We start from the raw sequence: 17,606 nt of genomic DNA, 5'->3' as shown, positions 1-17,606 counted from the left end.
TATTATTCAATAAAGGGTCTTCGTTCTTTCATGTGCCACCCTTTTTTTCTGTGTTAATTTCTGTTTAAAATAATAACTTCAGAATTGCCGTTCCATTCTATTTTTGCTTTTATTTGTTCATCTTCTTCAATCATTGCCTGACAACTTTTATTGTTTGTTGGGGGTCCGGTGCACTCACTATTACCAGAAATAACATTTTTACCTCGATGCTTGAATCTTTCTTGTTTGCTTCCAAATTCAAACCATGAACTCTCTATGTTATAGCCAAGCATTGATGGTGCAGGATCTTTTCCGATATATTCAATTGAATAGTCTGCCCATTCTCTTTCTTTACTTATTTCAGTCTCGTACTTAACAATCCAGTTGGTACTTTTTCCATAAAAATCATATTCTTTCCCACCACCTGAACAAGCACTTAACATCAAGCCTATCATCATTAGCACTACTATTGGATACGGTTTCACAATGCTCCTCCTAAATAAAATGGTGTATCTATGGTTTATTAATATATTTTCCTGTCATTTTAAAACTAATCAGCATCGTACTACAGTAAGTTCAACAATAAAAATAACGAAAACCCTTCTTCTTAAATCATCTCCTATACTTGGATAATTTATAGTTTGTTAGACAATTTCTTCTTGAACTAATTAGAACCATAAAGTTGTTTCTGTAAATCATAGCTCCTAAATTATATAACTACTCTTTCAATTCATTCTTCGCTTCATCTACAAATGACCAATACATTTGATAAAATTCTTTCTCTTTCATCGATTCTGCTGGTGTTAGACCATAATGCCAATTTCCATTAACACTTGCTAGTAATGTATGTCCTCCGACCATTACATCATAGTCATACCCACCTAAAGAATTCATCGTTGGACGAACAATTCCACCACCTGATAGTGACAGGGATTTATTTGTTGCTGTTGGTATGTTATCCATTTTATTTAAATAATCCACAAGTGATGGGTCTCCCACGGGTGTCATGTGATTTTCAGATTCATGTTTTTTGATTGCCTTCATCGCCTGTTGATGCAATGCTTTTCGATCGGGAGATACCGGTGAAATATACTGGGCTAGTAATTTTTCAATTTGCAGATTAATGGCTGTGCTTTCATCACCATTTCTTCGTGCAGACTTTGCAGCTAATGCCGTTCTTCTAGCTACTTCTCTCATTTGGTTTATTAACTCATCCTGTGGGGGAACGTTCATACCTTTTGTCGGGATCACATCCCAATTAGGTGTATTTAAACCATTTAGGCGCGATGAAACTGGATTTATCGTAGATGTCTTACCGACTTCATGTACTGAATAGTTCCACAATGACGTGGCAGTCTCTGCGCTTTTTCCGGTAAATTCATAGGTGTCCTTTAAAAGAGATTGCTTGTCTTTTTTCTCGTGATGATGATTCGTTGTGTATACAGATTTAGATTGTAGTTGTGATAAAGTAGTGATTTTCATAATTTATGCCACCGCCTTATAATAAGTATCATGAATTGTTCTAAAAAAATGGCTGTCAATAGATAGCGCAGTTGAAGCATTCAGAAATAACGTAATTAGGCATATATGTACATGATTTATAAGTTGTAACATAGTGCAGTTTTTAAAAAATTATTTATATTCCACTATCATTTTTCCGCCTAAAACCGTGAATCCATCCATGCCTGTATGCTGCATAAGAATAGTTCCTTCTAGTTGGACGAACCACTTAATATTCGCCTTTTTGTCCTTAAAGGCTGTTGTTTTACTGGTAGATGTTGGGCTATCTGTTTTCTGAAATTTCACAGCAACTGGTGAACCACTGCCATTACTAATCAGATAGTTGTCTATCGATGTATATTTTGACTGTGTGACTGTTGTATTCGTTGGACAGTAAATAGTGATGCTGACTACTGTTGTATCATCAGGAATTACTTTGGTTAAATCAATGTATTGTCCGATAGATTTAATTTTACCGGTCTGCCCTGTTGAAGTAGCGAAATCCTTAGATAGGATACTTGTTGTAGACTGATTAGTTGCATATAACGATGTATCTAAAACATCCGCTAAAGGTACCTCAATACTTTTTACTTCTTCCGTATCATCTGTTGGTATGTTTTCTGTGGCAAAAGTTGCAGGATTCCCTATAGTCAACATCATTGCCGCCGTTAGTCCTGAGTATATAAGCTTTTTCAAATTCAAAACCCCCTTATAAAATTTGTTTTAAATGAAGAAAACCTTAAAACTGCACTATGAATACTTATCATACCACAAAATAACATATTTTATATAAAGAAACATATTTTTACATATATTTATATTTTTCACTTTATAAAAATACAATATTTTAAGCGTCAACTTTTAAACGATATGTTGAAATATATATTATACAAAATACTAAATATTGGTATGAAAAACCAATATAATACCAGATTATAGACAACATTTTTCTAATCTATTTCTTCCATAAATCAACCCATCGTACTCCATGGCATCTTGCTTTATTAATCGGCTATTTAACAGCATTCATTAACTCGAAGAAGTATTTTGATTCTTGCGTCCTATAAAGATTGAACCATGCATGGTATGCCTCTGGTGCAAAGACATCTAGCACCTTCAATACATGCATCGCAAATTCCAACGGCGCTATTCCGGACGCAGTCACTAAATTGCCATCAGTAACTGCTGGTTCCGTTTCATAATATTTTTCTCCCCTATAATGAGGACAAACCATTTTCAAATAATCTAGATTGTTGCTTGTATGCCTTCTTGCGTCTAGCAAGCCCCTGTTGGCAAGCCCCACTGTTGCACCACAAATCGCCGCAACAACAGTACCTTCTAATAAAGCTTGACAAGCTTTTTTCAATATAGGTTCATGCATTGCTTCTGTCCACGTATTTCCGCCTGGGAGCACTAAAACATCCGTACTTTTCAATATGCATTCATCAATCGAAATACTAGGTAGTATATTCACTCCGCCCATTGTAGTAATAGGGTTTTTATCTACGCCTACTGTTACTACCCCTAAAGGTGCTAAATCTTTTTTAAAATATCTTCCCGAGTTTAGTTCAGCAATTAAGTAACCTACCTCCCAGTCTGCCATCGTATCAAATACATAAAGATACACTTGTTTTCTATGCATACTACACACTCCTTTTGTCATTCATTCGTCGATATACCCCATTATAAAAAAACTTTACTGACATCCTTCGTCAGTAAAGTTTTTAAACTTGATAATAATGCACTAAATCATGAAGAACTTCAATAATTGTTTGCTTCAAACTGCTTGGCTCCAGTACTTGAATAGATTTGCCATAAGGTAACAGTAAATACGGTACATATGTATGAATCGCTTCTTCTTCCAGAAGAAATATCACTTTATTTGCAGTCCGCTCTTTAATGTGATGTCCTAAAAACCAATGCTGGCATAAGCTATCTAGCGCACTTGCCTTACCATCAACGACTAAAGGCATAAGCCCTTTTTTATCTGCTACTGCTGGCAGTAAGCTTTTCATAAAAAATTCACCTGCCGAAAAAAACGTTGGTCGCTGGAAGGTAATGGCTGTTTGATTAATACTAATAATGCGTTCCACTTTAAAACTGCGCAGTTCATTCCTTAGATGACAAAATGCTATGACATACCAGTTATTATTCCAATAAACAAGACCATATGGATCAACAATCCTACGTGTGGCTTGCTCTTCATGACTTGTCTGATATTCAATGTCTACTGATGATTCGTGTACGATAGCTTGCTCCAATTTCTTCAAGACTGGCTCTACAGTTGATTTTGCCATTGGACTTAATACTGTAAGACCTTGTAAATGTTGCTGAATCAGTCTTTCCTGCTGTTGAGTTGCATACATTTTTAGCTTTGATGTTGCGCTATCTAATGCCTCTCCTAAATAATAGCCCGCTTCTTGTGCAAAAGCAGCCGCATGCAGTAATGCCGTTTGCTCTTCCACTTCAAAAAGAAGAGGACTTTCAATAAAATTATGCAACAGGGTATAGCCCCCATTATGACCTGAGTCAGCGATAATCGGTACACCACTGGCCGAAAGTGCATCGATATAACGGTAAACAGTCCTGATATTCATCTCTAACTTTTCAGCTATTTGCTGGGCAGTTATTTTCCTGCCTGAATGCAACATCCATAAAATCGTCATCATGTTGTCAATTTTAGCCATAAGATTTCACCTCATACTTCCAATCTATCTGAACGTCTACCATCACAATAACTGCATCTGCTTAAACACATGTAGTTCAATGTTGAAAGTCTATGTTAACATATTAACGATAAACTTTATTTCTTTAGGGTATGTTTTTCAGTTAGATACATTATTTTTAAAAAATAAATTCATCGATTATTGTATTTGAATATTGAAATACAGGACGATCAATAATTTCTGAGAGATAATTGTACGAAAACGAGTATGACAAAAAAATACCGTGTGATGGTATTCACAATTAAGGAGAAGCACCATGAACAAACAGACAGACGACACAGAAATCATTTTCCTTTGTGAGCCATCGGAATGCCTGATACATCCATTTAATCAAAAACAAATTGTCTTTACAGGGGCCCTTTCCACGATGACACGTTCACAGGCTGCAAAGCATGTACAAGCTTTTGGAGGCATTATGCAAGGTGCTGTTACACAGGACACAGATTTCCTAATTCTTGGAGATAAACGACGTGGTATAAGTACGAAACAAGTAAAAGCTGAGCACTTCATTAGCCACGGCCTGGACATTCAAATTATTCCAGAAGCTGATTTTATGTGGCTCATTTCTATGCACAAAGAATAGCCGTGTATAGATTTAATTACTATATAGTTATGAACTAGGATGCTGTAACAAATTTAGCCTCAGATTTAAATTCAAACTTTAACACAGCTCCATAACCCGCAGGATAACAAGTCTCACCTGACCACATTATTTGACCAGAATAGTTCATTTTACATTCGAAATAAATGGTACTCTCTAAATTTTTTAGGATGGCTTTTCCCTGCAAGCTACTACTCATTAATTTTAGTTCATCCACAAAATCTCTTACATCATCTGTTCTTAAATCCGCATAAAATTGAACCAAATAACCAGGGATTTCAACGTTTATTTTTGAATCAATCCAATTAACATCCCAATAATCAGCACTATTAGGATACTTTCTTGATAATACCTCCATCACTACTCTTTCATTTTCTTCACCCAATAAATGAAATTTCATTTAATCGCCTCGAATATGTATAAATTTTTTAAACATTGTTGCACCGATAGTTGAAGAAAGCCGCTGTCTCAAGTACAACTGTTTTCTTCAACTCTTGCATCCCGTTACTTAAGTATCGTTACTTCTTAAAAAGCCATAGATGATGAGCATTAAACCGACTATGAGAAACAATGGTACATAAAAATTGCTGAAAAAAGTTTATCCTTTGTGCCCCTTCGGAATACTTGATGACACGAAGTGGATACGCCCAAATCCACAGCAACATTTTAATGGTACCTGTGATTATGTATTCCCTATTCCTATCAGTCAGCCACAGCTTTGATCTTATTGTTTTACAATTCCAGTGATTTCAGAGCTTGAAGAGCATCAGACAAAAATTACCAATAATATGCTTTCTAACGTGTTTTTCAAGGGTATATTTGTCCGTTAATTTAATTTATTCCATATTAATACCCCCTTCTTATTTGAATAATAGGAAGGGGGTAAGACTTGTTATACTATTCGCGGATTTTATTTAAAAGACAGTCAGCATTTAAAGAACTATTTGTAAACAGCGAAACATACACCGATTGGCTTACTCGCATAGCCGCTTCCTTTTAATGTATCCCAACCAATAATTGGATCATTCCAAATTTCAAAATTTTTAACTAAATAAATGGGGTATGCCTTAATGTTATACGTTTTTCCAGCTGGCACTGCAATCGTATAGTCATCAGTAACCGTAAAACTCTTTGTCACAGTAAAACCTACTGCCGAACTTACTACCTGAGCATCTACTTCAAAATTAGTTGACCATTGAGCAGTGACACCTTCCGAAATAGACATTTTTGCAGTTGATGGTCCCTGATAATAACTTGAGCGAATTAGTTCTTGTCCACAAGCTTCTCCTGTATGAGTGATTTTTAAATATAGCGCGCGAGGAGCTATAGCTGGCGGTTCTTGTTCTTGTGCTGTATAAGCATACGCAAGACTAACTAACTGTTCACCGTCTTGTTCTAACGGAATATTTAATTCCTCCGCAGCTTTAGCTAAATCTTTCACTTCATAAACGATATTGCCAGAATCGGATTTAATAATTTCTGATTGCTGCTTTTCATAATCTGAGAAATCAGCTACACAGGGCTTAAAACTTTCAACTTCAGTTGTACTGGCATGTGCATTCGTAAGACCAAAGCTACCTAGTACTAAGGACAGTAAAGCAATTGATGCAAAAAATTTACTTGTAATTTTCTTCATTAAATTACCACCTTTCCTATTTATGTTAAATTTTAGCATATATTCTATCTTTAATAAAGCCCTAATTTAAATTTATTCGTTCTTCTTTCTTATTCCCTTGTTGATCATTCCACTTTATAATCATATAAATATCACTAAGTTCATTTATTGAAATATAGTCACCATTTTTAGAAGGAAGTTCATTCCCTTCTATTGACCCCATTTTTTTAGTAGCTATATTTACTTGCTCACCGGACGACTGGTGTTTTTGCATTACTTCATCTTTATTATTTATTGTTGCGTGGACTTCAAATGAAAAAAAGTCAGAGGAATATTCTGTTGTATTTTTCATAGTTAATATCCCATTCCCAAATTTAGAGGAATTAGGCGTTAATTCGATTTCATACCCGCTCAGTTCCCAAGTTTTACTTTCTCCCATAAACACATTAAATAAATTGCCTTTAGGAACCTGTACATTGTCATTTTGATTATGGCAACCAAAAAGAACAGTTGTGAAGATGAACAGTAAGATTCCGATTTTAAACCTTCTCTTATTAAACACGTGAAAACCTCCTAATAAAACCTAAGTTATAATAATGAATGTACCCTTTTCTAATAAAGGTAGTCACATACCCATGAAATTATAACATTTATGTAATATATAGGTATAAATGGTATTAATTACTTATTAAAATTTCAAAAGTAAAATCTAGCGATAACAGTGAATCCCCTATACTGCTTATTTTATCTTTTTATCAAAGCCTGAAGCATTCATGTATGTAGTTAGTTTTACACCTGTATGCATAGTTGTCAGAGAAAATAAAATGATTACAGAGGCTGGGACAAAACTTTAAATTTTAAGAAAGAGCAGCAAATGTATTATTAAATTTTTGTTATCTAAAATGAAGAAAAATTTAGAAAAGAGCACTAGTTGATGGTAGCGAAGGCGGCGACTCCTGGGGGATTAGCGTGACGACTGAGGCTACAGGCTCAGGCCACGCCCCCGGAAAGCGTCCGCCGTAGTGGACATCAATGTTCACAGCAAAAAAGTGTTAGATCGACATCAGTCAATCTAACACTTTTTCTCTTTTTTCCCAGTCTCTTTTAAATGGTTTACTATTAATAATAAAATTCTATCAAATGAACAAATACTACTACTTTTGCGTTTGCTCACAATTCGCTCACGACTTTAAGTGATTAGCAATCATGTATGTGTATAGTTGCCACACCATTCATTCACAGTAAAGCTAAAAAAGTTCTCCTGCTACTAAGCATTGCTAGATAACCCTAAGCCATGTAAATCCACACTACAACGCTGGATTTTCTAGTAACATAGCAATGCCTTGTCCGCCACCGATGCATAAGCTCGCTATGCCGTATTGAACGCCTCGCTTTTGCATCTCTAATGCCAGCGAGTAAGTAATACGCGCACCACTTGCCCCAACTGGGTGCCCCAGTGCTACTGCTCCCCCATTGACATTCACTTTTTCTTGATCAATCCCTAATTCCTTTATAACTGATAAGGACTGTGCAGCGAATGCTTCATTGAGTTCAAACAAACTGATATCCTCTACTGATAAATTTACTTTTTTCAATACTTTACGAATCGCCGGAGCTGGACCAATTCCCATAATTGTTGGATCGACACCGGCCGTTGCTGAAGTGACGATTTTTGCTAATGGCTGTAACTGATGCTCCTGTAAGAAAGCTTCTGATACAAGGACAAGTGCTGCAGCGCCGTCATTAATACCACTCGCGTTCCCCGCAGATACCGAGCCATCTTTTTTAAATGCCGGTTTTAGTTTGGCTAACGCTTCCATCGAAATTTCTTCACGGATATGCTCATCCTCCGTTATTTCTACCGTACCTTTACGTGTTTTCACCATTACTGGTGCAATTTCCTCGGCAAAACGGCCTGAACGACGAGCCTCAGCTGCGCGTTTATGTGAATTGTAGGAGAATTCATCCTGTTGTTCACGTGAGATGCCGTATTTCTCCGCTAAGTTTTCAGCCGTCATCCCCATACCACAACCAGCAACCTCATCGTATAAAGTTGCCCACAACATATCTTCTACGACTGGTGCTTGATTGGGTGACCCAAAGCGTGTACCACGTAATACTTGAGGTGCTTGGCTCATGTTTTCTGTCCCCCCCGCAATTACTGATTGCACATTGCCCAGTTCAATTTCCTGTGCAGCGGAGACAATCGCTTGTAAGCCCGAGCCACATAGACGGTTTACTGTAAGAGCTGTACTTTCTTGCGATAACCCACTTTTTAAGCCGATGTGACGCGCTAAGTATGATGAGGCACTTGTTGTTTGTATGACATTACCAAAGACGATTTCTTCAATCTGAGTTGCTTCCACCCCTGAACGCTGTAATGCTTCTTTAACAACGACAACACCAAGATCAATATCAGTTGTATTCGCAAAGGCACCCCCAAAAGTACCAAATGCCGTTCTACTACCATTTACAATATATGTCGACATGATTCAATCCCCCTTTTTTTACATACCACCTGAAACATTCAGTGCTTCGCCAGTAATACCCGTTGCATGCTTCGAAGTAATGAAATAGACACTGTCTGCAATTTCTTCAGCCGTAATAAAACGTTGCATCGCTTGCTTCGGATACACGATTTCATTTAATGCCTCGGCCTCTGACATGCCTTTGCTCTCTTCCAGATCCTTTATTTGTTTCACAAGTAAAGGTGTTTTTACGGGCCCTGGTAGAACGGCATTTACCGTAATTCCATGTGCCGCACCTTCAAGTGCTGCTACACGTGTTAAACCAATGACACCGTGCTTTGCTGCAACATATGCCACTTTTTCAGGTGTTGCCAGTTCACCATGAACCGATGAAATATTGACGATACGCCCATGTTGTTGCTTTTTCATATAGGGGAACACGTATTTCGTCATTAAGAATGGCCCTTTTAACATGACATTTTGTAGTAAATCCCACTGATCTTCTGGAAAATCTTCAATTTTAGCACGATATTGCAGCCCAGCATTATTGACAAGCACATGAAGTTCGTGTTTTTCACAAATACTATTTATAACATGTTGGACAGAAATTGTATTCGAAACATCTAACGCAATCGCCTCTACCTTCCCTGGATATAAATCTGCCACTACCTGAGCTGCTTCTATCTTTAAATCTGCGGCAAATACATAATCTCCTTGTGCAACAAATTTCTCCACCATCGCTGCGCCTAAACCGCCGCCTGCACCTGTCACTAAAATATTACGCATGCTCCATCCCCCTTTGAATTTTATGAAATGTTTTTAGCTGTTGAATCAATGAACGATCTCGCTCGATTACGTATTCATCTAAGCCTTTTCCCGGATAGTCAAAGAAACCTTTAGAAGATTTGACGCCTAGATTGCCTTGTTCGGTTTTATCATGAATCACGTTAAACGAACGAACTTTCGATTCAACCACTGGTTGTAATTGATCCAATACGATGCCCCAAATATCCAGTCCGCCAAAATCCATAATCTTCAGTAAACCACTCGACGCAAATCGGAAGCCTGGACCTGCGAATATAGCACTTTCTAAATCCTGCTCTGACACCACGCCGTCTTCTAACAAAGCTAAGGCTTCTCGCGCTAATGCTACCTGAATACGATTGGCAACTAGACCTGGCACTTCACGGCGAACTTCAATCGTCACTTTGCCCATTTTTTTCATAAATGCATCCACTTCATCGTATGTTTCTTGCTTTGTATCAGGACCCTTAAGCAGCTCCACAAGTGGTACAATATGCGCTGGATTAAAAAAATGTGTGAGCATCACTTTATCCTTACGCTTATCAAGATGACTAACAATTTCTGAAAGTTTTAAACTTGACGTATTTGAGGCTAAAATTGTATGTGCAGCGCAAACCTCATCCAGTTGTTTGAAGATTTTCTGCTTGAGCGCAAGATTTTCTGTTGCAGACTCAATGACCAAATCACACTCAGCGAGCTTTTCAATATTTGTAGTGCATGTTAAGCATGCTATAATTGTTTCATCTACATCTTCAAATACTGTCCCCTCCTCTCTGAAAATCTTCAAGTAGGTTTTCAGTTTTTCGCGCGCTAATTGTAGAGATTCTTCGTTAATATCCTGTAAAATAACAGGCATTCCGTTCGTGATAAATTGAAATGCAATGCCAAACCCCATTGTTCCTGAACCAATAACCCCAATTTTTCGAATCATCTAGCTTCCCCCTAATAGTTAGTATAATAAAACGGCTGCGATTAGCATTGGAATACTTGCAATTAATGGTGCAATCACAGAAACCGCGAAGATATGCTTGTAAGCATCTTTATGTGTTAACTTTGAAGCTACTAAAATCGTAATAACGGCACCATTATGTGGTAGTGAATCTAGACCACCCGACGCAATAGCCGCTACCCTATGCATCGCATCTGGATTTAATCCCATTTTCAGATAAGTAGATGATAGCGCTTCCATTGCAATCCCAAGTCCACCACTTGAAGACCCCGTGATTCCTGCAAGTGCCGTTGTGGCTAAGAACAGTGAAATCAGTGGACTGCCGGGAATTTGTGCCATCGCTTCATTGAAGATACCGAAACCTGTTGTAATCGCAATGACCGAGCCATAACCAACGTCAGCACTCGTATTGATAATTGGCAGTACCGCCGATACAGCCCCTTCGTTCAGTGTATTTTTCTTGATTTCAATATACTTCCAGAACAATACGGTCGCTAATACTACAACGCCCATCAACGTGTAAATGATTTCAACCTTAAAGATATTTAGGGCAAGCAACAAAGCAACTGGCGGAATTAAACTTACAATCGCATTTGGTAATGCACGTCCCTCGTAGATATCTTTGATGCCCTCTTTGCCTTCTTTATCGGGATTTGTCATACCTGCATACGTTTCCTTGCGTTGTTCTGAACGTTTTAACGCAAACTTCATATACCATAAGTTAATCGCAATGACGAATACCGCTGCGATAATCCCAAGTAATGGAGCCGCTGTAACAGTTGTCCCAAGGTACTTTGTTGGGATAATGTTCTGTACAGAAGGAGTTCCTGGTAACATCGTCATTGTAAAGGTCCCAATCCCTGTAAAAAATGAGGCCATGAATAGATGCCACGGAATATCTAACTCTTTGAATAACGGTTTCGCGATTGGTAATACTGCGAAAATAACGACGAATAGACTTATACCACCATACGTTAAGAACGCACAGATAACCATAATCGCAACTAACACTTTATATTTACTATCTTTTCCGATAATTCGAAGTAAAAGATTGGCGATTTGACGAGCCGCACCACTATCATCCATAAGCTTACCAAACATCGCTGCAAATAAAAAAATAAGGAAATAATTTCGAACATAGCCGATAAACCCTGTCATATATGTTTCTTGGTACGTCTCTAAAACTGGAAATCCATTCGTCACCATGACGAATAAGCTTACGACAGGAGCGATGATGATAATACTAAATCCTCTTAGTGCTAATACGATTAATAGAATTAAAGAAATCGTAATCGTAATCAAACTCCACATACGCTTCCTCCTTCAATTAGATAGTTATTTTTCGTCTTAACGGTAAGCCAATGCGCGATTCTAATTCTTCAAATGTTAAATCACCATAAATATCCTTGATGAAAATCTCACCATCTTGGAATATAAAGTTCGCATACTCCGTCACAAATTGATGAACACGGCGTTCACCGCTAGAATCTAGCGTTAAGGATTTCACTAATTTAGACGAACCATCTTTTGTAAAAAGAGTACTTGCCACGATTACTTTTTTCGCTCCAGCGACCAGGTCCATCGCGCCACCGACACCTAAGATTGGTTGATTCGGCACAGACCAGTTTGCAATCTCACCATAACGGTCAACCTCCAGCGTTCCTAGAACGGCGACATCAACGTGTTTCCCTCGAATCATTGCGAACGAGAAAGCGCTATCAAAAAATGATGCTTCGGGTGTGATTGTCACAGGAGCTTTGCTGGCATCGATTAAATCTATGTCTTGTTCATGGTCATTCGGTGGTGGGCCCATGCCGATTAAGCCATTTTCAGTTTGTAAATAAATCTTTTTATCTTCAAGATATTTCGAAACAAGCGTTGGAATTCCTACACCTAGATTCACTACGTCGCCATCCTTTAGCTCACCTGCAATTTGCTTTGCGATTATTTCTCGACTATTTAGCTTCAACATAGGTCCTCCCTTGTTTGATGTATTTACTTTTGATTACATAATCCACAAAGATGTGTGGTGTGACAATCTCTTCCGGACTTAGCTCGCCAATTTCAACGATTTCATCCACTTCCACAATGACTACCTCTGCGGCTGTGGCCATTATCGGGTTAAAGTTCCTCGCAGTTGTGTGATACACCAGATTGCCTGCTTTATCGGCTTTCGCTGCTTTAATGAGGGCGATATCCCCTTTAATGGCTTTCTCAAATAAATAACGAACGCCATCAATTTCACGCACTTCTTTTCCTTCTGCTAGTCGTGTCCCGACAGCAGTTGGTGTATAAAAACCACCAATGCCAGCACCCCCACAGCGAATTGCCTCTGCTAAAGTTCCCTGTGGTATTAAATCAATTTTTAATTGCCCCATTGACCAAGCCATAATAGCTTCTTTGTTAATCGTGAAAAACGATCCAATCGCTTTATCGATTTTTCCTGCCTCGAACACTTTATGGAGCCCTTTCCCGTCATCCCCAAGATTATTGCTGACAATCTCATAATTTCCTGTGTCAAACTGCGCAACAGCATCTAACAATGTTAACGGTGTACCTGAAATGCCAAAACCCCCGACTAACAAACGCATAGAATCTTTAAACAAAGGTGCTAGTTCTTCCACCTTTCTCAGCTTTTCCATTTTTATCACCCCACCTCATTAGACTAGACTACAGTCTAATGATATAATGAGGTTAGGTTATAGTCAAATATTTCTGAATATTTTTTCATTAAGGAGCACAGACTAATGGATTTAGAAAATAAAACAACAAAAGGTCTTCAAACACAACTTCATATCATGACCGTAGCACTCGATTTATTTAAAACCCTAGGTTACGATAACGTTTCGGTGGATCGAATTGTCAAGGAGAGTAAAACATCCAAGGGGTCTTTTTATCAACATTTCCCTTCTAAATCAAGTATTTTCATGATGCGTTTTATGGAAATGGATGAAAAATATCTTCATATCTACGAGGAAATAAAGCAACAAAACACTTTAGCAATAGAACGATTGGAAGCCTTCTGTCTTGCTGTATTTCGTTGTATTGAAAAAGAGATGGGCAAGGATTTAATGCGTGTCATTTACTCCGCAGCCATCATTAGTAATGAGCATACTTTTTTCACAAATGAGAACCGTAAACTGTATGTAATTCTGCGCCAAATCATTGAAGAAGGAAAAGAAGATAGTTCCATTCAAGACGTTGAGTCCACGAAGGTGTTTTTTCAGATGATTGTCCAATGCTTGATGGGAGCCATTTATTACTGGGGATTACAACTAGATGATGTAACATTGGAAGAATTAGGGAAACCGCTTGTCACAAAACTCATGACAAGCCTCCGTTTATAAATGGTACTTTACAACGGATTGAAAGCTAAAATGCACGCACTAGCTTTTTTTTAAAACTGCGCTAAATTCTGCTTGGAGTTTACCGTGGTGGCGAAAATTCCCACCGAGTTGCACAGCCCTGTTAAGAACGAGCAATAGCGAAGTTACCCTCGATACCGTAGTGATTTTAACACATCTTACGTTGAGAGTAGCTTCGCTTTCGATAGTGGTTTGGTTTGGCATGATATGACGTGATAAGTAGTCGTTGAAACGACCATCTACTGTCATACGGTGATGCCCTATTAGAAAAGGCTCGCCATGATAAAAATTCTTGATAGCGAGCCGTTTTCTTGTTTAGCTGCTCTTTATGTTTGGTTATTTTAGGCATAACAATAACTATAGAAGCCACTATCATCAAAACACGATATACTTGTGACTCCATCTTAACCACCGCCTATGCTAGCCTTTTCTTTACTATTGTTGAAACGATTATAAGAAGGGCATCTCCGACATACTCAACATGCAAAAATAGGCAACTCCTAACAAATTGACATTTCCTTTTTGGGGAGTTTTTTCAGTGCTTGCTAGCATATACGCAGAGATTAGATTTCTAAGTAAATTATGCTTTTAATCCATCCATAAAAGCTTCGATTTCTTGTTGTGTTTTGCGTTCCTTACTAACAAATCTGCCAACTTCATACCCTCTATCGTAAGCAAGAAAGCTTGGAATACCATAGACATCTAATTCGATACATAGATCGATGAATTGATCGCGGTCGATCTTAACAAAACGATAATTAGCATAATTTTCTTCAATTGCAGGTAGTATAGGCTCAATGACACGGCAATCTACACACCAATCTGCTGAAAAAACAAATATCGTATGTTCACCCTTTTTTAGTTCTTCAAATTGTTCAATCGATTGTAAATTTTCCATTTAAAAATCCCCTTATTAAACTGTTTTTTTCTAATAATAGCATATTCGCATAATGTTATTTTATATTTCAAGTAAGTATTTAATCTTGATACTATAGAATTGAATTTATGAAATCCCATTAAAAAGATATAATTTTCGAACAAATAGGTTCTAATACCTTGTAAACAAGTAAGAATAATTTTATCCTTACTTGAAAGGGATGTAATTAAGTTGAATAAAATAACAAATTGGAAGTGATTAGATGAAGAATAGATTATATAATTCTATATTAGATTTGGTTGGGAATACGCCAATCGTTCGATTACATCAACTTGTAGACGAAACGTGTGCAGAAGTCCTTGTTAAATTAGAGTATTTTAACCCAAGTGGTAGCGTAAAAGATCGTGCAGCCTATTCTTTAATACAAGAAGCTGAGCGTCAAGGATTAATCAAAAAAGGCGCTACGATTATTGAGCCCACTAGTGGTAACACAGGTATTGGGCTAGCAATGAATGCTGCTGCTAAAGGATATAAAGCAATTTTTGTTATGCCTGATAATATGACGCAAGAACGAATATCCCTATTAAAAGCCTATGGTGCACAAGTTATTTTGACTCCTGCTATCGAAAAAATGCCGGGGGCTGTAAAAAAAGCGCTTGCATTACATAGCCAAATAGAAAACAGCTTTGTTCCGCAACAGTTCGAAAATCCAGCAAATCCAGCAATTCATCGACTTACAACTGCGCCAGAAATTCTAAAACAAACAGCGGGTAGATTAGATGTCTTTGTTGCTACTGCTGGAACAGGCGGTACAATTACCGGAACGGGTGAGGTATTAAAAGAAAAATTGCCGAATCTAGAAGTGATTGTTGTTGAGCCAAAGGGTTCTCCGGTACTCTCAGGCGGGCAACCAGGCCAGCATAAACTCGTAGGCACAAGTCCAGGATTCATTCCTCCCATTTTAAATACGGATGTTTATGATGAGATTGTACAAGTAACAGATGAAAATGCATTGCAAACAACGCGTGATTTAGCAAGATTGGAAGGGATTTTAGTGGGGCCTTCTTCAGGGGCAGCAGTATGGACAGCGATTCAAAAAGCGCGCAAGTTAGGTCCTGGTAAACGAGTTCTTTGTATAGCGCCTGATAATGGAGAGCGTTACTTAAGTATGGAAGGGTTATTTGGCGTTTCTCAATAAATTAGCGGTTTTTTTCTACTTTTGCGAGGTAGATTATTGCTTATATTATGATGTTGTCGAACGCCTTCACTCGACAGCAAGCGTTTTTTCTATGGAATTTATGAAAAGTTAAGGCGTGCTAATCACTAGGTTCGTTTTTTTAGATAATGGAAGAAATGAATACGATCAACATACAACGAAAGAGTGATTGTATTGAAGACCGTGCATAAATCTATCAATTCAAAATACCGAAATTTACGAATAGTTTATGTAATAGCGATTGTTAGTACTATTTTCTTAGGCCTAGCCTCCAGAAAATGGGGTCTGCTGCTTCCGCCATTTGTAGCACACAATGCTGGAGACGTACTATGGGCTATGATGGTCTATGTTGGATTTCGTTTTTTGCTCGTGCGGAAGAGCACTTACACAGCCATTTGGCTCAGCTTTGTATTTAGCTTCGGCATTGAATGGAGACAGTTGTATCAGCAAGACTGGATAAATGAGATTCGCGTCACGTCGCTCGGTGCGCTAATTCTAGGCAAAAGTTTTCTTGCAGTGGATTTGATTCGCTATACTGCCGGGATTATAATCGCTACTGTCTTAGATAAAGTTGCACTTCACTTCACTCTTCGCAGATAAATAAAGCAATAATTGTCATTATACAATTCAATGAAGCAACTAATTTAAATTATAAATAACTTTACTAACTAACGCTCCTTATGAAACAGTATAAAAATTAATTTATAGTGGTCTTAATCAAACAAAAGCACCTTGTTTATGAAAGAGCATTCGTATTAATTTGAGATAAACGGTGCTTTGTGTACATACTTTAGATTTTCAATTTGGTTAATGATAAAAGTCGCAATATCTCGATTAGTTATCTTTGTACCTGGCATATCTGTAAGATTTTCTTTTATGACTCCTATTTCTGCACCATCAACTATAAATGGGAGCCGTATGAGTGTCCATTTAATTCGTTTATTATGATTAAGAATTTGCCATTCTTTTTTCTTATCTAACATCATAGTAGGAAAGAAGATTTTAAACACCTTTGCCCCAACTTTATTTGAAATACTCTTTTTATCCCCATCAATCGTTAGAGAACCACCTGTAACACCAATATAACGGTCTATTTGTAAATCTGCCATTATTCCAAGTATATTTTCAGTCACACTGCTATAAATAGCTTTCTCTTTGAGTGGTTGACCAAATGTATTAATAACTATTTGACAATCCTTTAGTAGTGTTCGAATATCCTCTAAATTGTGTAGATTGCCTTCCACAATCTCAATCCTATCGTCTTTTAAAGTTACCCTTTCTGGATTTCTAACAAGCATACGAACTTGATACCCATTCTCTAGCGCTCTAGAAGCAATATGGCGTCCTACCTTCCCTGTCCCACCGAATAAAGCTATCTTATAAGCCATACTATACCTCCAAATAAACATAATAATATGTATACGGTTAAATTCCCTTTTAGATTCAAATACTCCGTTCTGCTACGTAAGTAAATCTCATCTTATTATAGAAACGCCCTTTTAGCTC

21 protein-coding genes are annotated in these 17,606 nt (G+C 37.6%); 4 read left to right on the top strand and 17 right to left on the bottom strand.

All coding sequences use genetic code 11. The features are described 5' to 3' along the window. Nucleotides 1–53: 53 nt before the first annotated feature. From C9J31_RS09195 to C9J31_RS09175, 5 genes are all read right to left on the bottom strand, one after another. Complete coding sequence (locus C9J31_RS09195; protein WP_054768552.1) at nucleotides 54–464, bottom strand: hypothetical protein; 411 nt, start codon at nucleotides 462–464, stop codon at nucleotides 54–56. Between the two features lie 232 nt (nucleotides 465–696). After that, nucleotides 697–1,461 carry a hypothetical protein gene (locus C9J31_RS09190; protein ID WP_107948004.1) on the bottom strand — a complete coding sequence of 255 codons (765 nt, stop codon included), beginning with the start codon at nucleotides 1,459–1,461 and terminating at the stop codon, nucleotides 697–699. A gap of 150 nt (nucleotides 1,462–1,611) precedes the next feature. Then, the gene (locus C9J31_RS09185; protein ID WP_107948006.1) at nucleotides 1,612–2,175 is read right to left on the bottom strand and encodes a hypothetical protein; all 564 of its coding nucleotides are present in this window, start codon (nucleotides 2,173–2,175) and stop codon (nucleotides 1,612–1,614) included. A gap of 316 nt (nucleotides 2,176–2,491) precedes the next feature. Further along, nucleotides 2,492–3,121, bottom strand: a complete 630-nt coding sequence (locus C9J31_RS09180; protein ID WP_107926180.1) for a type 1 glutamine amidotransferase family protein — start codon at nucleotides 3,119–3,121, stop codon at nucleotides 2,492–2,494. Between the two features lie 82 nt (nucleotides 3,122–3,203). Further along, nucleotides 3,204–4,166, bottom strand: a complete 963-nt coding sequence (locus tag C9J31_RS09175; protein ID WP_107926177.1) for a helix-turn-helix transcriptional regulator — start codon at nucleotides 4,164–4,166, stop codon at nucleotides 3,204–3,206. Between the two features lie 295 nt (nucleotides 4,167–4,461). Here C9J31_RS09175 and C9J31_RS09170 point away from each other — a divergent pair, with 295 nt between their 5' ends. Then, complete coding sequence (locus C9J31_RS09170; protein WP_107948008.1) at nucleotides 4,462–4,788, top strand: BRCT domain-containing protein; 327 nt, start codon at nucleotides 4,462–4,464, stop codon at nucleotides 4,786–4,788. A gap of 34 nt (nucleotides 4,789–4,822) precedes the next feature. Here the strand turns inward: C9J31_RS09170 and C9J31_RS09165 are convergent, their stop codons facing one another. The 9 genes from C9J31_RS09165 to C9J31_RS09125 all read right to left on the bottom strand — a co-directional run bounded on the left by C9J31_RS09165 (nucleotide 4,823) and on the right by C9J31_RS09125 (nucleotide 13,284). Then, the gene (locus tag C9J31_RS09165; RefSeq protein ID WP_107948010.1) at nucleotides 4,823–5,206 is read right to left on the bottom strand and encodes a WapI family immunity protein; all 384 of its coding nucleotides are present in this window, start codon (nucleotides 5,204–5,206) and stop codon (nucleotides 4,823–4,825) included. 540 nt (nucleotides 5,207–5,746) lie between these two features. Next, on the bottom strand, nucleotides 5,747–6,442 hold the full coding sequence (locus C9J31_RS09160; protein WP_107948012.1) for a hypothetical protein: 696 nt from the start codon (nucleotides 6,440–6,442) through the stop codon (nucleotides 5,747–5,749). A gap of 61 nt (nucleotides 6,443–6,503) precedes the next feature. Next, nucleotides 6,504–6,983, bottom strand: a complete 480-nt coding sequence (locus tag C9J31_RS09155; protein ID WP_107948013.1) for a hypothetical protein — start codon at nucleotides 6,981–6,983, stop codon at nucleotides 6,504–6,506. A 745-nt stretch (nucleotides 6,984–7,728) separates the two neighbouring features. Then, nucleotides 7,729–8,913 (bottom strand): thiolase family protein, encoded by a 1,185-nt coding sequence (locus C9J31_RS09150; RefSeq protein ID WP_107948016.1) that lies wholly within the window; start codon nucleotides 8,911–8,913, stop codon nucleotides 7,729–7,731. A gap of 15 nt (nucleotides 8,914–8,928) precedes the next feature. Beyond that, complete coding sequence (locus tag C9J31_RS09145; RefSeq protein ID WP_107948018.1) at nucleotides 8,929–9,675, bottom strand: 3-hydroxybutyrate dehydrogenase; 747 nt, start codon at nucleotides 9,673–9,675, stop codon at nucleotides 8,929–8,931. Further along, nucleotides 9,668–10,624: a 3-hydroxyacyl-CoA dehydrogenase family protein gene (locus C9J31_RS09140; protein ID WP_107948020.1), complete on the bottom strand. Its 957-nt coding sequence runs from the start codon at nucleotides 10,622–10,624 to the stop codon at nucleotides 9,668–9,670. Before C9J31_RS09140 ends, C9J31_RS09145 begins: the two co-directional genes overlap by 8 nt. 18 nt (nucleotides 10,625–10,642) lie before the next feature. Next, nucleotides 10,643–11,953: a GntP family permease gene (locus C9J31_RS09135; RefSeq protein ID WP_107948022.1), complete on the bottom strand. Its 1,311-nt coding sequence runs from the start codon at nucleotides 11,951–11,953 to the stop codon at nucleotides 10,643–10,645. Nucleotides 11,954–11,969: 16 nt separating this feature from the next. After that, nucleotides 11,970–12,614, bottom strand: coding sequence for a CoA-transferase (locus tag C9J31_RS09130; protein WP_107948024.1), 645 nt, complete (start codon nucleotides 12,612–12,614; stop codon nucleotides 11,970–11,972). Further along, nucleotides 12,598–13,284: a CoA transferase subunit A gene (locus C9J31_RS09125; protein WP_107948026.1), complete on the bottom strand. Its 687-nt coding sequence runs from the start codon at nucleotides 13,282–13,284 to the stop codon at nucleotides 12,598–12,600. Before C9J31_RS09125 ends, C9J31_RS09130 begins: the two co-directional genes overlap by 17 nt. Nucleotides 13,285–13,389: 105 nt before the next feature. Between C9J31_RS09125 and C9J31_RS09120 the strand changes: the two genes are divergently transcribed. Next, nucleotides 13,390–13,989, top strand: a complete 600-nt coding sequence (locus tag C9J31_RS09120; RefSeq protein ID WP_107948028.1) for a TetR/AcrR family transcriptional regulator — start codon at nucleotides 13,390–13,392, stop codon at nucleotides 13,987–13,989. Between the two features lie 166 nt (nucleotides 13,990–14,155). On the opposite strand, the gene C9J31_RS09115 is transcribed toward C9J31_RS09120, so the two are convergent. After that, a complete protein-coding gene (locus C9J31_RS09115; RefSeq protein WP_153062516.1) occupies nucleotides 14,156–14,410 on the bottom strand; it encodes a hypothetical protein in 255 nt (84 codons plus the stop codon). Nucleotides 14,411–14,587: 177 nt separating this feature from the next. Further along, nucleotides 14,588–14,905 carry a thioredoxin family protein gene (locus C9J31_RS09110; protein WP_107948030.1) on the bottom strand — a complete coding sequence of 106 codons (318 nt, stop codon included), beginning with the start codon at nucleotides 14,903–14,905 and terminating at the stop codon, nucleotides 14,588–14,590. Between the two features lie 241 nt (nucleotides 14,906–15,146). Between C9J31_RS09110 and cysK the strand changes: the two genes are divergently transcribed. Beyond that, nucleotides 15,147–16,082, top strand: coding sequence for a cysteine synthase A (gene cysK, locus C9J31_RS09105; RefSeq protein WP_107948032.1), 936 nt, complete (start codon nucleotides 15,147–15,149; stop codon nucleotides 16,080–16,082). A gap of 183 nt (nucleotides 16,083–16,265) precedes the next feature. After that, entirely contained in the window at nucleotides 16,266–16,700 is a 435-nt protein-coding gene (locus C9J31_RS09100) for a ribosomal maturation YjgA family protein (protein WP_338016327.1), read from the top strand. A gap of 155 nt (nucleotides 16,701–16,855) precedes the next feature. Here the strand turns inward: C9J31_RS09100 and C9J31_RS09095 are convergent, their stop codons facing one another. Continuing rightward, nucleotides 16,856–17,488: an NAD(P)-dependent oxidoreductase gene (locus C9J31_RS09095; protein ID WP_107948035.1), complete on the bottom strand. Its 633-nt coding sequence runs from the start codon at nucleotides 17,486–17,488 to the stop codon at nucleotides 16,856–16,858. Between the last annotated feature and the right edge of the window lie 118 nt (nucleotides 17,489–17,606).

Source organism: Lysinibacillus parviboronicapiens (genome assembly GCF_003049605.2).
GTDB classification, from domain to species: domain Bacteria; phylum Bacillota; class Bacilli; order Bacillales_A; family Planococcaceae; genus Lysinibacillus; species Lysinibacillus parviboronicapiens.
Note: the sequence above shows the minus strand (reverse complement) of the source record. Positions and strands in the feature narration are given on the sequence as shown.

Excerpts from the sequence above, each read along its gene's own strand:
- C9J31_RS09145 (WP_107948018.1), bottom strand. The coding sequence starts at position 9,675 with ATGCGTAATATTTTAGTGACAGGTGCAGGCGGCGGTTTAGGCGCAGCG.
- C9J31_RS09095 (WP_107948035.1), bottom strand. The coding sequence starts at position 17,488 with ATGGCTTATAAGATAGCTTTATTCGGTGGGACAGGGAAGGTAGGACGC.
- C9J31_RS09170 (WP_107948008.1), top strand. The coding sequence starts at position 4,462 with ATGAACAAACAGACAGACGACACAGAAATCATTTTCCTTTGTGAGCCA.
- C9J31_RS09135 (WP_107948022.1), bottom strand. The coding sequence starts at position 11,953 with ATGTGGAGTTTGATTACGATTACGATTTCTTTAATTCTATTAATCGTA.
- C9J31_RS09115 (WP_153062516.1), bottom strand. The coding sequence starts at position 14,410 with ATGGAGTCACAAGTATATCGTGTTTTGATGATAGTGGCTTCTATAGTT.
- C9J31_RS09140 (WP_107948020.1), bottom strand. The coding sequence starts at position 10,624 with ATGATTCGAAAAATTGGGGTTATTGGTTCAGGAACAATGGGGTTTGGC.
- C9J31_RS09130 (WP_107948024.1), bottom strand. The coding sequence starts at position 12,614 with ATGTTGAAGCTAAATAGTCGAGAAATAATCGCAAAGCAAATTGCAGGT.
- C9J31_RS09110 (WP_107948030.1), bottom strand. The coding sequence starts at position 14,905 with ATGGAAAATTTACAATCGATTGAACAATTTGAAGAACTAAAAAAGGGT.
- C9J31_RS09175 (WP_107926177.1), bottom strand. The coding sequence starts at position 4,166 with ATGGCTAAAATTGACAACATGATGACGATTTTATGGATGTTGCATTCA.
- C9J31_RS09125 (WP_107948026.1), bottom strand. The coding sequence starts at position 13,284 with ATGGAAAAGCTGAGAAAGGTGGAAGAACTAGCACCTTTGTTTAAAGAT.
- C9J31_RS09190 (WP_107948004.1), bottom strand. The coding sequence starts at position 1,461 with ATGAAAATCACTACTTTATCACAACTACAATCTAAATCTGTATACACA.
- C9J31_RS09165 (WP_107948010.1), bottom strand. The coding sequence starts at position 5,206 with ATGAAATTTCATTTATTGGGTGAAGAAAATGAAAGAGTAGTGATGGAG.
- C9J31_RS09120 (WP_107948028.1), top strand. The coding sequence starts at position 13,390 with ATGGATTTAGAAAATAAAACAACAAAAGGTCTTCAAACACAACTTCAT.
- C9J31_RS09180 (WP_107926180.1), bottom strand. The coding sequence starts at position 3,121 with ATGCATAGAAAACAAGTGTATCTTTATGTATTTGATACGATGGCAGAC.
- C9J31_RS09160 (WP_107948012.1), bottom strand. The coding sequence starts at position 6,442 with ATGAAGAAAATTACAAGTAAATTTTTTGCATCAATTGCTTTACTGTCC.
- cysK (WP_107948032.1), top strand. The coding sequence starts at position 15,147 with ATGAAGAATAGATTATATAATTCTATATTAGATTTGGTTGGGAATACG.